This window comes from Actinomadura terrae (assembly GCF_022751215.1).
In the GTDB taxonomy this organism is placed as follows: domain Bacteria; phylum Actinomycetota; class Actinomycetes; order Streptosporangiales; family Streptosporangiaceae; genus Spirillospora; species Spirillospora terrae.
Genome location: NZ_JAICDG010000004.1, coordinates 185,666 through 198,643 on the forward strand (window position 1 = coordinate 185,666; position 12,978 = coordinate 198,643).

The window sequence follows — 12,978 nt, forward strand, 5'->3', positions numbered from 1 at the left end:
CGGGAGCGGCGGCCGCTCACGAGTGCGCGATGCGGCCGCCGACGATCGTCATCGCGACCGGGAGGTCGGGGAGGTCGTCGGGGGAGGTGGTCAGCGGGTCGCCCGCGAACAGCGTGAGGTCGGCGCGGAAGTTCTCGCGGACGCGGCCCGCGCGATGCTCCTCGCCCGCTCCGTAGGCGGCCCAGGCGGTATATCCGGCGAGGGCCTGGAAAGGGGTGAGCGCCTGGTCCGCGCCCACCGGGGCCCGGTCGCGCCGGCCGGCCGGTCTGCGCAGGATCGCGCCCGCCATGACCGTGCGCGGGTCGTAGGTGGCCAGGGGCCAGTCGGAGCCGAGGGCGACCCGGCCACCGGCGCGGACGATGTCGGCGCAGCGCCAGCCCTGTTCGCAGCGTTCCGGTCCGAGCCGGTGCGACCAGTTGTCGGTGTGGTCGGGCAGGGTCCAGTCCAGGTGCGTGGGCTGCATGGACGCGGCGACGTCGAGCCCGGCGAAACGGGCGATGTCGGCGTCGGCGACGATCTCGGCGTGCTCGATCCGGTGGCGTCCCCGGTGGGGTGTGCCCGCGCTCCGGTAGGCGTCGAGGGCGTGGGTGACGGCGCGGTCGCCGATGGCGTGGGTGAAGCAGGGCAGGCCAAGCTCGACCACGCGGCGGACGGCGTCGTCGTACCGCCGCGGATCGTTCCACACCGGATGGGCGCTCTCGCCGTGGCAGTCCGGCCGGTGCAGCCAGGCCGAGCCGCCGTCGATGGTGCCGTCCAGGAAGAACTTGACGGCACCGGTGCGCCAGCGGCGGCCCGGGTCGCGGTGGCTCAGCTCGCGGACGGTGTCCAGGGTGTCGTCGAGGCCGGCGGGCAGGGCCCAGGGCGCGAGCAGCACGCGGAGCGGCAGCCGCCCCTGGTCGTCGAGGGTGTCGAGGATCCGCGGGGTGCCGGGCCACAGGTCGAGCATGTGGACGCCGGTGATCCCGGCCGCGGCCTGGGCCTGGAAGAGCCGGGCCGCGCCGGCGGCGAGTTCGCCGGTGTCCGGTGGCGGGACCGCGTTGTAGCCGAGCAGCGCGGCGGACAGCTCGTGGAGCGCGCCCGTGGGCACGCCGTCGCCGTCGACCACGATCTCGGACCGGTCGCCGAAGTCGACGGGGCCGGTGATGCCGGCCCGCCGCAGCCCCTCGCCGCTCATCAGCGCGTTGTGGGCGTCGGCGAACCAGAGGAAGGCGGGCCGTCCGGCCACGGCGTCGTCGATCAGGCGCCGGTGCGTGGCCTGCGGCGGGAGGGCACTGTACTCGACCCCGTTGACGACGACCCACGCGTCCGGGGGGAGCTTCTCGGCGGCCTCGCGGAGCAGGTCGCGCAGCCCGGTCAGGGTGGTCACTCCTGCGGCGTCCACGCCCCGGTCGCCGGCCACGCCCATCAGCGGGTGCTGGTGGGAGTCGACGAGTCCGGGCGTGACGGTCAGCCCCCGGCCGTCGATGACCTCCGTGCGCGGCCCGATGTGGGGGCGCACGTCGCGGGCGTCGCCGACCGCGACGATCAGACCGTCCCGGACGGCCAGGGCGGTGGCCCTCGGCCGCTCGGCGTCGAGGGTGTGGACGGTGGCGTCGCGGATGACGAGTCCGGCCGCGGTCACGGCTGGGCCTCCTCGGTGCGGACGGCGAAGGAGCCGGCGGCGCGGACCTTGTCCTGGGGACGGGCGAGGACGAGGTAGACCGCGCCGACGACCAGCACTCCGGCCGAGAGCACCGACGCGGCCCAGATCTGGTACCACGGCGCCCCCGGCGGCGCCAGGACGGCGCGCGGCCAGGCGATGTTGACGAACTGGAAGGCCAGCCAGACGACGGCGAGCGCGTTGACGACGGTGCCGGCCGTCCCGAGCCGGATGTGCCCGGCGGGCGTCCAGGTGCCGCGGACGCGGGCGAACAGCGCGGCCAGCGCGACCAGCAGGAAGACGAGGTAGAGCCCGGCGGTGCCGAACGTGATCAGGCTGCCGATGGCGGAGCTGTCGAGGGCGAGCAGCAGCCCCGCCCATCCGGCGACGGTCACGGCCGCCGTCCCGCCGATCGGCGCGTGCCTGCGGTTGACCGATCGCAGGAGGCGCGAGGCCGGAAGCACCCCGTCGCGGGCGACGGAGTACACGGAGCGGGCGCTGGTGCCCTGCGCGGCGAGCCCGCAGGCGACGAAGGCCACGATGACGACGCAGATGAACGGCTTGGACGACCAGCCGCCAAAGGCGGTCAGGACCGCCGTGGTCACCGGGTCGGCGTCCTCGCCCGCCACCACCTTCGCGGGGTCGGGGTGGGCGAGGGTCGTCGCGAACGCGTTGAGGATCACCAGTCCGCCGACGCTGAGCAGCGCCCACCAGAGAGCGCGCGGGATGTGGCGGGCCGCGTCGCGGGTCTCCTCCGAGGACGTCGTCGTGGCGTCGAAGCCGATGAACGCCCATCCGCCGACGGCCAGGGCCGCGAGGACCGCCGCGAAGATCGACCCGCCCGAACCCGCCTCGGCGCCCATGGTGTCGGTGAGCAGCGACCAGGGCTGGGCCCGGAAGGCCAGCAGCAGCGCCACGCCGACCCCGGCCGAGGCGATCGCCTCGGCGGCGATGCCGACGTTCAGGACGCGGCGCAGCACGTCGATGCCCAGCACGTTCACCAGCGAGCACGCGAGGATGAACGCGGCGGCGACCGCCACCTGGAGGCGCGGCGTCGGGGTGATCTCGAAGAGGCCGAGGAGCCACGGTGTGGACAGGTAGGCGATGGTGGTGTTCGCGGCCAGGTAGCCGCACAGCGACACCCACCCGGTCAGCCAGGCGTAGGACGGCCCGACGAGCCTGCGGGTCCACTGGTAGGGGCCGCCCGCGATCGGGAACTCCGACGCCAGTTCGGAGTAGACGGTCGACACCAGGCACTGGCCCGCCAGGCAGAGGGGCAGCGTCCACACCCACGCGGGGCCCGCCACCACGGTCCCGACCGCGACCACCGCGTACAGGCCCACCACCGGCGAGATCGTCGCGAAGCCCATGGCGAGGGAGCCGAATATCCCGAGCCGCCTGCTGAGCCGCGGCTCGTAGCCGAGTTCCCGCAGGCGCTCGTCGTCGTCCGCGCCGTCCGCGCCCGGGACGGTGGCTTGGTTCTCGATCATGGCACGTCCTCCATACCGTTCTCGCGTGCCGCGGGCCGGACGGCGCGTCGCACCGGCGGACCAGTGCGGCGACAGTAGGTGACGCGCTCCGACCTGGTCGATCGACCCGGTGTCGAACATGCCACTGTGATGCTGGACACTTTGTCCATGCCGCTCACCGTGGAAGATCTGCTCGCCGTCCCCGAACTCCATCTGGCCCTCGTCGCCGGGGCGGACGGGCGGCAGCGGGTGATCGAGGCGGCGCACGTGTCCGAGCTCGGGCGGCCGGGCGAGTGGCTCCAGGGCGGCGAGCTGCTCATGACGACGGGCCTGGTACTGCCGGTCGACCGGGACTCCTGCCGCGCGTTCGTCGCGGACGTGGTCGGGGGCGGCGCCGCCGCGCTGGCGCTGGGCCTCGGCCACGGGCAGCCCCACCGGGAGGCGCCCGCGACCCTCGTCGAGGCGGCGCGGGAGGCCGGCCTGCCGCTGCTCACCGTACCTGACCAGGTACCTTTCATCGCCGTCACCAAGGCGGTGTTCGCGGCGCGGGCCGCCGAGGAGCGGCTCGCCCTGGAGCACACCGTGGACGTGCAGCGCGGGCTCACCGTCGCCGCCGCCTCGGGCGCCGGCCTCGACGCCATCCTCAAGGTGTGGCTGGACACCACCGGGCGGACGGCGGTGGTGACCGACGCCCTCGGCCGCCGGCTGGCCGCCGTCGGCGCCGACCCCGACGGCCCCGGGCGCCTCCTCGACGCCACCCGCGCGGTCCTCGCGGAGGTCTCCGCGCAGGGGTTGCGCGGCAGCGCGGTCGTCGACGACGCGGACCTCACGGTCGGGGTGCGGCCGATCGGCGCCCGCCGGCTGCGCGGTCATCTCCTGCTGGCCGGACCCACCGGAGGTGGCCGGTCCGGGGACCGGCTGATCGACGCCGCCCTGCTCTCCGTGCTGACCATCGAACTGGAGCGCCGGCACCTGGCGCGCGAGCCGCACCGGCGGGCGCGGACCGCGGCCATGGGCAGGCTGACGTCGGGCGGGATGTCCGACGAGGCCGCCGAGCGGCTGCTCGCCGCGCTGGAGGTCTCGACGGGACGGCTGCGCGGCCTGGCCGTCCAGACCCCGCCCGGCGAGGCGGAGGAGCTCGCGGCCGACCTGTCCCTCGCGCTGCCCGGCGGCCTCGTCCGGTTCGCCGGCGACGTTGTCGAGGCACTGCTGGTCGACGGCGTCGACGTCGCCGCGGTGCTGGCGCGGTTCGCGTCCGGACGGCCCGCCGGGATCGGGTCGGCCCTGCGCCCCGGCACCGCCGCGATCACGCTGCGCCAGGCGCGTTCGCTGATCGCCGCGAGCGCGCGGCTCGGCCGTCCCGCCGAGGCCACCGAGGACGGCGTGGGACGACTGCTGCTCACGCTCGGCCCGCCGGACCTGCTGGCCGCGTTCGCCGACGCGGCGCTCGCCCCGATCGACGCCGCCGATCCGCGCGGCGAGATCCTCGCGACGCTGCGGGTGTGGCTGGACGCCAACGGGGTCTGGGACGCCGCCGCCGAGCGGCTCGGCGTGCACCGGCACACGGTGCGCAACCGCATCGACCGGGTGGAGAGGCTCACCGGGAAGGCGCTCGCCTCGGCGGCCGCCCGGCACGAACTCTGGCTCGCGCTCGAAGCCAGGGAAGCGCTCGCGCACACGACGCCCCCACGCCGCTGACCGGCGCCACCCCTGGACACGGCGTCCAAGCGGTGTTCCGAAGGTTGGACATCTCCGCTATCGACCGGCCGGACGCGGCCACCTAGCGTGAGCGGACGCGCCGCCGTCCAGCGGTGCGATCATGCGTCCCACCTGGAGATCTCTCAATCATGAAGCAACCGCAGGTCGATGTCGTGATCGTCGGCGCCGGTTTCGCGGGCCTGACGGCCGCCCGGGACCTCGGGGCGGCGGGCAGGCGGGTGTGCGTCGTGGAGGCGCGCGACCGGATCGGGGGCCGCACCTGGTACCGCACCGACCTGTTCGACGGACCGCTCGACGGACTGCCCGACGGACTGCCCGACGGACACGGCCTCGAAATGGGCGGGACGTGGATCGTGCCGCAGCAGACGTTCGTGTCCGCCGAGGTGCGGCGCTACGGGATCGCGATCAGCGACAGCGCACTGCCGAGCCGGATGACCTGGTCCGACCGCGGCACGGTGCTGGACTCGCTGCTGCCGGTCCCGCCCGCCGAACTCGACCGGTTGGAGCACGCCGTCCGCGCCCTGCTCGCCGCGGGCGCCCGGCTCGATGTGGACCGCCCGCTGTCCGCGCAGGGGCTGGCCGATCTCGACGTGCCGATCCGCCGCTGGGCGGACGAGGCCGGGCTTGAGGGCAACGCCCGCGAGCTGCTGATCTCCTGGTTCTGCGGCTGCGGGAACGCCTCGGCCGACACCGGGTCCGCCCTCGACGTGCTGCGCTGGCTGGCCGCGATGGACAACTCCCTCTGGGGCATGGTCAAGGCGAGCGTGCTCGGCCAGACCTTCGACGACGGCACCGCGTCCCTGGCCCGCGCCCTGGCCGACGACGGCGGCGCGGACATCAGACTGTCCTCCCCGGTACGGTCCGTACGCCAGAGCGCCGACCACGTCGTCGTGACGTATGACGGCGGCTCGGTCAGCGCGCGGCGCGTCCTGGTCACCGTGCCGCTCGGCGTCCTCCAGGACATCGCCTTCGAGCCCGCGCTGGCCCCCGCGAAACTGGCGATCTCCAAGGAGAACCACGCCGGGCAGGGGCAGAAGGTGTGGGCCCTGGCCCGCGGCGTGCCCGAGGACCTGAGCGGTTACGGCTGGGGCACGGTCTTCGACTACGTCGGGGCGATGCGCACGCACCCCCGAGGGGTCGTGCTGGTCTGCTTCGCCCCCGAACACGACGCGGTCGACGGCGAGGACGTGCGGGCGGTGCAACGGGCCGTCCGGGAGTACGCGCCGGACGCCGAGGTCATCGCCACCGCCACGCACGACTGGGTCGGCGACCCGTGGTCCCGGGGCACCTGGACCACGTTCCGAGCGGGACAGATCACCAAGTACGAGCGCCACCTGGCGACACCGGAGGGTCTGGTGCACTTCGCCGGGGCGCACACCGCGCACCGCTGGCCCGGCTTCATCGACGGTGCCGTCGACAGCGGACGGCGCGCCGCCGCGGAACTCCTGGAGCTGCTGTGACCTCGTCCCCAAAGGCCCCGGCCCCGAAGACCCCGCCCGTCGGTCCGGTGGACGCGACGCGCGTCCCCCGCTACGCGGGCGACTCCACGTTCGCGCGGCTGCCCAGGCTCACCGACGTCCCCGACGCCGAGGTGCTGGTCTGGGGCGTCCCGTTCGACTCGGGGGTCAGCTACCGTCCGGGGGCCCGGTTCGGCCCCGGCCACGTCCGGCAGAGCTCCCGGCTGCTGCGCCCCTACCACCCCGCCCTGGACGTCGAACCGTTCGCGGTGAGCCAGGTCGCCGACGCCGGGGACGTCGGGGTCGACCCGTTCGACCTGACCGCCGCGATCACCGCGATCGAGGACGCCGCGCGCTCGCTGGCGGGCACCCGGCGCCGCCTGATCACGATCGGCGGCGACCACACCATCGCCCTGCCGCTGCTGCGCGTCCAGCACGAGCGCCACGGCCCGATCGCCGTGCTGCACTTCGACGCGCACCTGGACACCTGGGACACCTATTTCGGCGCCCCGTACACGCACGGCACGCCGTTCCGCCGCGCCAGCGAGGAGGGGCTGATCGACCTGTCCCACTCGACGCACGTGGGCATCCGCGGCCCGCTGTACTCGCGGCTGGACCTGGAGGAGAGCGAGCGGCTCGGGTTCACCGCCGTCCACGCCCGCGACTTCGCGCGGCAGCCGCTGGACACCGTCATCGAACGCGTCCGCGCCCGGCTGGGGAACCGGCCCGTGTACGTCTCGATCGACATCGACGTGCTCGACCCCGCGCACGCGCCCGGCACCGGGACACCGGAGGCGGGCGGCCTCTCCAGCCGCGAACTGCTCGAAGTCCTGCGCGGCCTCGCCGGCCTCAACCTGGTGGGAGCCGACGTCGTGGAGGTCGCCCCCGCCTACGACCACGCCGAGATCACCGGGATCGCGGCGGCCCACGTCGTCTACGACCTGCTGGCCCTCTTCCAGGGAGCGGACCGATGACCGCCTTCGAGGCCGTGCGCTTCGACACCGTGCGCAACGTCATCGGCGGCACGCCCCGCCTGGCCGCCGACGGACGCGTCTCCGACCTGGTCGACCCCTGCACCGGCGAGGTGTTCGGAAGCGCCCCGCTCTCCGGCGGACAGGACGTCGACGCCGCCTACACCGCGGCCGTGAACGCGTTCGACGCCTGGAGTCACGCGTCCCCCGGGCAGCGCCAGCGCGCCCTGCTGCACTGCGCCGAACTGCTGGAGCGGCGAGCCGACGCGTTCGTCGCCGCCGAATGCCGCAACACCGGCAAACCGATCGCCGCCACCCGCACCGACGAGGTGTTCGCCGCCGCGGACTGCCTGCGCTTCTTCGCCGGAGCCGCGCGGCTGCTGCCGGGTCTCGCCGCGGCCGAGTACACCCCCGGCCACACGTCCTATGTGCGGCGCGAGCCGGTCGGCGTCATCGGCCAGGTCGCCCCCTGGAACTACCCCCTGCTGATGGCCGTCTGGAAGCTCGCGCCCGCCCTGGCGGCGGGCAATACCGTGGTGCTCAAGCCCGGGGACACCACGCCCGTCACCACCGCCATGTTCGGCGAACTCGCCGCGGAGTGCCTCCCGGCCGGCGTCCTCAACGTCGTCTGCGGCGACCGCGGCACCGGCCGGCTGGTCGTCGCGCATCCGGCCGCCGCGATGGTGTCCATCACCGGTTCGACGAGGGCCGGCGTCGAGGTCGCCCGCACCGCCGCCGAACGCGTGGCCCGCACCCACCTCGAACTCGGCGGCAACGCCCCCGCCCTCGTGTTCGCCGACGCCGACCTCGACGACGCCGTCGACGGCGTCGTCGGCGCCGGATACTTCAACGCCGGGCAGGACTGCACGGCCGTCGCACGCGTCCTCGTCCAGCGCGACGTCCACGACGAGTTCACCGCCCGCCTGCTGGAACGCGTCGCCGCCGTCCGCACCGGTCCGCCCGCCGACCGCGACGCCGACTACGGCCCGCTCAACAACGCCGACCAGTTCGCCCGCGTGTTGAGAACGCTGGACGAACTCCCCGCACACGCCACCGTCGCCGCCGGCGGGCGGAGGGTCGGCGACCGCGGCTACTTCCTCGCCCCCACCGTCGTCACCGGAGTGACCCAGCAGGACGCCGTCGTGCGCGAGGAGAACTTCGCGCCGCTGCTGACCGTCCAGCCGTTCACCGACGAGGCCGAGGCCCTCCGGCTGGCGTGCGGCGTCGACCACGCCCTCGCCTCCAGCGTCTGGACGGCCGACCACGGACGGTCCATGCGCGCGGCCGCCCGCCTGGACTTCGGCTGCGTGTGGATCAACACCCACATGGTGCTCGTCCCGGAGATGCCCCACGGCGGCTTCAAGCACTCCGGCTACGGCAAGGACCTCTCGCACTACAGCCTGGAGGACTACACCCGCGTCAAGCACGTCATGCACAAGCACTGACCTCCGGCGCGGCCACCTGGCGCCGCCCCGGTCACTCGGCCAGGGCCCGCAGGTAGGCCATGAGGGCCTTGCCGCGCGGGGAGATGCGGTAACCGGTCTCCAGGCTGTCGGTGAGGCCGAGGGATTTGAGGCGGCGGACGTCGGCCTTGAAGGGGAGTTTGTCGCGGCCCGCTCGTTCGGCCAGCTCCTGGGCGCGCAGACCGGGGTGCTCCTCGATGAGGCGGAGGACCTCGCGGGTCCAGGGGGCGCGGCGGCTGCGGGCGTCGACGGCGTCCAGGGCGGCCTTGAGGTCGGCCAGCTCCCGCTCGGTCAGGTCGGCGTCCTCGGCCAGCTCGGACCGGGGGTCGGGACCGCCCAGGTGGAGCATGACGCGGTGGTATCCGCCCTCCTTGGTGCTCTTGGACAGGGCGGTGAGCAGCGCCGCGCGGTCTTGGAAGCCTGACCGGTGCGCGTCCTCCTCGGTGATCTCCTCGGGGGTGACGGGCGTGACCGAGTCGATGACGACGATCCCCGCCCAGGTGCGCTGGGTGCTGCCCGCGCGGACCCGGGGCACGGCCCACACCCGGAACACCCGGTCGATCCGTCCGCCCGCGATCCCCTCCAGGACCTCCCGCCTGAACAGCAACATTCCTCCTGGGTGATGACGTCCGTGCGACTAGGGCCTGGGGGAAAGGACGGCGCGGGCGATCGCGTCGCGCTCGGCGGCGTCGCGTTCGGCGGCCTCCTGCTCCGCGGCGGTGCGGCGGTCGTAGGCGGCGCGGGCGGCGGCGATGGAGTTCTGGTGCTCCTCCGTCCAGACGACCAGGCTGCGGACGGTCGCGTGCAGGGTCGCGCCCATCGGCGTCAGCGCGTAGTCCACGCGCGGCGGGACGGTCGGGTGCACCGTCCGGCTGACCAGGCCGTCGCGTTCCAGATGGCGCAGGGTGCGGGTCAGCATCCGCTGGCTGACGCCGTCGATCGCGCGGCGCAGTTCGGTGAAGCGCAGGCTGCCCTTGTCCAGCAGCGCGATCACCAGCAGCGACCACTTGTCGGCGATGCGGTCGAGGATCTGCCGCACCTCGCAGTCCGCGCGCTGGTCCCACTGGTGGACGTCGCCGTCCAGAGCGGTATCCGCGCAGTAACCGAGGGACTTGAGAGTGCCGTCTTCCATGCTCACCGATGGTGCCCGACGATGCTGTCACTTACAAGAGGGAACCGGCGGTCACCTGGGGAACCGTCCCGAGGCTCCGGTTCCCGCGACGCGAGGGAGACGGCACCGATGTCCGATGGAACCGCCGGCGGGACGTCCCGCCCGGCGAAGCGTTCGTGGGGTCTGCTGCTGGTGCTGTGCGGCGCGATCTTCCTGGAGGGGATCGACGTGGCGATGCTCAACGTGGCGCTGCCGTCGATCCGCGCCGACCTGGGCCTGTCCACCGGAATGCTCAGCGGCGTCGTCAGCGCCTACGTGCTGGGCTACGGCGGGTTCATGCTGCTCGGCGGACGCGCCGCCGACCTGCTCGGCCACCGCCGGATGTTCGTCCTGTGGCTGGCGGTCTTCCTGGTCTTCTCCGGGCTCGGCGGGTTCGCCACCGAGGGCTGGATGCTGCTGGTCGCCCGGTTCGTCACCGGTGTCGCGGCCGCGTTCATGGCGCCCGCCGGGCTGGCGCTGGTCACCTCCAGCTTCCCGGAGGGCCCGGCGCGCACCAGGGCGCTCGGGGTGTACGCGGGGACGGCGGCGGGCGGGTACTCGCTCGGCGTGGTCGCGGGCGGCGCGCTCGCCTCGCTCGGCTGGCGCTGGGTGTTCTTCGCGCCGGTCATCCTGTCGGCGCTGATCCTGGCGGCGGCCCTGGCGTTCGTCCGCGAGACCCGCGTCGAACGCCCCGCCGGAGGCTTCGACCTGGCGGGGACCTTCGCCGGGACCGGCGCGATGCTGCTGCTGGTGTACGGGGTGGTCCGGCTGGAGCACGCGGGCGACGGCCCCGCCCTGACCGCCGGCGTGTTCGCGGCGGGCCTGGCGCTGCTGTGGCTGTTCACCGCGGTCGAGCGGCGGTCCTCGTCCCCGCTGTTGCGGCTCGGAATCCTGCGGACGGCGTCGCTGGTACGCGTGAACGTGGCCGCGCTCCTGTTCCTGGCCGCGTTCGCGGGCTTCCAGTTCCTCGCCACGCTGTACTTCCAGGAGTTGCGCGGCTGGAGCACGATGCAGACCGGCCTGGCCCTGCTGGTGATGGGCATCGACACCGTCCTCGCGCCCGTCCTGACGCCGCGCCTGGTGGGCCGCTTCGGCAACACCCGCGTGCTGTTCGGCGGCATCGTGCTCGCCGTGATCGCGTACGCGCTGTTCCTGCCCGTCGGCCTGGACTGGACCTACGCCGCCATGCTCCCGACGCTGATCCTGCTCGGGCTGGCCTTCGCCCTGACGTACGGGCCGCTGACCATGGCCGCCACCGAGGGCGTCGCCGAAGACGAACACGGACTGGCGGGCGGCCTGCTCTACACCTCCATCCAGTTCGGCATGGCGCTCGGGCTCTCGACGGTCACCGCCGTCAGCGTCGCCGCCGGTTCGGGCCTGGACGCCCTGCGCACCGCACTGATCGTGCCCGTGGCGGCGGTCGCGATCGGCGCGATCGTCATCGCGTTCGGCCTCCGCACCCCCGCCACACCGGGCGGCACGCCGCCGGACGCGTCCACCCCGGTCGAACCCAGCGCGGCCGCGGCCTGAGAAGGGAGAAGACGGCATGACCGATCAAGTGGCGTCGTTCGCCGAGATCAGACAGCAGTTCGACACCTACATAGGCGACATCGTGTACGCGACCATGACCACCGTCGACCCCAAGGGGCGGCCTCGCGCACGGGTGCTGATCCCGGTCTGGGAGACGGTCGACGGCGCTCCCCTGGGCTGGCTGGCCACCTACAGGACGCCGGTCAAGGCCGCCCACCTGGCGGGCAACCCGCACACCACGTTCTCCTACTGGACGCCGAAGCAGAACGCGGTCAGCGTCGACGCCGTCGCCACCTGGGTCGATGACCCGGCCACCAAGCAGCACGTGTGGGACCTGTACGAACGGACGAGCCCGAAGGGAGCCGGATACGACCTGGGCAACTTCTGGCGCGGTGGGCCCGCTGACCCGGAACTGCACGTTCTGCGGTTGGAGCCCTGGCGCGTCCAGGTGATCAGAGGGACCGACCTGCACAGCAGAATCTGGCGCGCCCCTGACCCGCCGGGGGGCCGTTGAACGGTCACGGCCGCAATGTCAATCGCACAGCGCAATGGCGACGTCATGTGCTGAGCGCCGCATGCTGGGCGGGATTCCCCTCGGACCGGCTGGCCTCTTCGAGAAGCTCGGCCAGGGCGGTCAGCGCCGGGGTGGTGTGGTCGGTGCGCCAGACCAAGCCGAGTTGGCTGCTGGCCTCCAGGCCGCGGACCGGCAGGTAGCGCAGGTCGGTGCGGGTGTGGTGCTCGGCCAGCGGGCGGCAGGCGAGCATGGCGTGGCGGCCGGAGGCGGCGAGGGCCAGACCCTGCTGGACGGTGGTGATACCGGCGGTGGACAGGATCGGCGTCCCGGACGGTGTGACCGGCGGGGTCCGGGCCGCCATCCAGTAGCCGGGGGCGTCGCCGGTGCGGTGCAGCAGATCGAGTTCGGCCAGCTCCTCCAGGTCGACGGCGTCCCGGTCGGCCAGCGCGTGCTCCGTGCTGAGGACGACGAACTGGTCCTGGGCCGGGAACCGGAATCCGACGGTCAGCTCGGGCTCGTGCACCGGCAGCTCCGCGATGACCGCGTCCACTTCCCCATCGAGGAGGGGGGTGAACGGTGAGCCCAGCGGAAGATCGTGGGTGTGCACGGCCACCCCGTGCCGGTCGTGCAGCGCGCGGAAAATGGAGGTGATCTCTTCGTAGACCATGCCGGTGAACCCGATCCGCAGCTCTTCCACGGCGCCGCGCATCGCCCGTTCCCGCGCGCGGTCGAAGGTCCGCAGCAGGTTCCGGTAGGCGGGGCGGACCTCCTTGACGAACTGCGCCCCGACCCGCGTCAGCGACACCCGGCGGCTGGTGCGGGCGACCAGCCGCGCCCCGACCCGCGCCTCCAGGGTGGCGATGAGCTGGCTGACCCTCGACTGCGAGTAGCCGAGCCGTTCGGCGGTACGCCCGAAATGCAGTTCCTCGGCCAGGACGATCAGGCACTCGATCTGTTGCAGGTGCGCCTGGTGCATCGAGGGGAGCCCGGTGGTCATGTCACCGAGTGTAAGCGATGATCGATGAGCCCTGCTGATCGATCGATGAGGAGATCGCTGTTGTTCCAG

The 12,978-nt window shown here is 73.6% G+C and carries 11 protein-coding genes; 6 read left to right on the plus strand and 5 right to left on the minus strand.

The genetic code is table 11. The features are described 5' to 3' along the window. Window positions 1–16: 16 nt before the first annotated feature. Both K2F47_RS25505 and K2F47_RS25510 read right to left on the minus strand, forming a co-directional pair. Window positions 17–1,621 (minus strand): amidohydrolase, encoded by a 1,605-nt coding sequence (locus K2F47_RS25505; protein ID WP_242907763.1) that lies wholly within the window; start codon window positions 1,619–1,621, stop codon window positions 17–19. Then, the gene (locus K2F47_RS25510) at window positions 1,618–3,129 is read right to left on the minus strand and encodes an APC family permease (RefSeq protein ID WP_242907764.1); all 1,512 of its coding nucleotides are present in this window, start codon (window positions 3,127–3,129) and stop codon (window positions 1,618–1,620) included. The genes K2F47_RS25505 and K2F47_RS25510 overlap by 4 nt, the downstream gene beginning before the upstream one ends. A gap of 147 nt (window positions 3,130–3,276) precedes the next feature. Here K2F47_RS25510 and K2F47_RS25515 point away from each other — a divergent pair, with 147 nt between their 5' ends. The 4 genes from K2F47_RS25515 (at window position 3,277) to K2F47_RS25530 (ending at window position 8,700) form a co-directional block, all read left to right on the plus strand. After that, a complete protein-coding gene (locus tag K2F47_RS25515) occupies window positions 3,277–4,806 on the plus strand; it encodes a PucR family transcriptional regulator (RefSeq protein ID WP_242907765.1) in 1,530 nt (509 codons plus the stop codon). A gap of 149 nt (window positions 4,807–4,955) precedes the next feature. Continuing rightward, window positions 4,956–6,287 (plus strand): flavin monoamine oxidase family protein, encoded by a 1,332-nt coding sequence (locus tag K2F47_RS25520; RefSeq protein WP_242907766.1) that lies wholly within the window; start codon window positions 4,956–4,958, stop codon window positions 6,285–6,287. Beyond that, window positions 6,284–7,258 (plus strand): agmatinase, encoded by a 975-nt coding sequence (gene speB, locus K2F47_RS25525; RefSeq protein ID WP_242907767.1) that lies wholly within the window; start codon window positions 6,284–6,286, stop codon window positions 7,256–7,258. Before K2F47_RS25520 ends, speB begins: the two co-directional genes overlap by 4 nt. Then, on the plus strand, window positions 7,255–8,700 hold the full coding sequence (locus K2F47_RS25530; RefSeq protein ID WP_242907769.1) for an aminobutyraldehyde dehydrogenase: 1,446 nt from the start codon (window positions 7,255–7,257) through the stop codon (window positions 8,698–8,700). The genes speB and K2F47_RS25530 overlap by 4 nt, the downstream gene beginning before the upstream one ends. A 31-nt stretch (window positions 8,701–8,731) precedes the next feature. Here the strand turns inward: K2F47_RS25530 and K2F47_RS25535 are convergent, their stop codons facing one another. Continuing rightward, a complete protein-coding gene (locus K2F47_RS25535) occupies window positions 8,732–9,328 on the minus strand; it encodes an ASCH domain-containing protein (protein WP_242907771.1) in 597 nt (198 codons plus the stop codon). A gap of 27 nt (window positions 9,329–9,355) precedes the next feature. Continuing rightward, window positions 9,356–9,850 carry a winged helix-turn-helix transcriptional regulator gene (locus tag K2F47_RS25540; RefSeq protein ID WP_242907773.1) on the minus strand — a complete coding sequence of 165 codons (495 nt, stop codon included), beginning with the start codon at window positions 9,848–9,850 and terminating at the stop codon, window positions 9,356–9,358. 108 nt (window positions 9,851–9,958) lie between these two features. Between K2F47_RS25540 and K2F47_RS25545 the strand changes: the two genes are divergently transcribed. Together K2F47_RS25545 and K2F47_RS25550 are read left to right on the plus strand one after the other, a co-directional pair. Next, window positions 9,959–11,398, plus strand: a complete 1,440-nt coding sequence (locus K2F47_RS25545) for an MFS transporter (RefSeq protein WP_242907775.1) — start codon at window positions 9,959–9,961, stop codon at window positions 11,396–11,398. 16 nt (window positions 11,399–11,414) lie between these two features. Next, window positions 11,415–11,912 (plus strand): pyridoxamine 5'-phosphate oxidase family protein, encoded by a 498-nt coding sequence (locus K2F47_RS25550; protein WP_242907777.1) that lies wholly within the window; start codon window positions 11,415–11,417, stop codon window positions 11,910–11,912. Window positions 11,913–11,955: 43 nt separating this feature from the next. Here K2F47_RS25550 and K2F47_RS25555 read toward each other — a convergent pair whose 3' ends face one another. Further along, complete coding sequence (locus K2F47_RS25555; RefSeq protein ID WP_242907779.1) at window positions 11,956–12,909, minus strand: LysR family transcriptional regulator; 954 nt, start codon at window positions 12,907–12,909, stop codon at window positions 11,956–11,958. Between the last annotated feature and the right edge of the window lie 69 nt (window positions 12,910–12,978).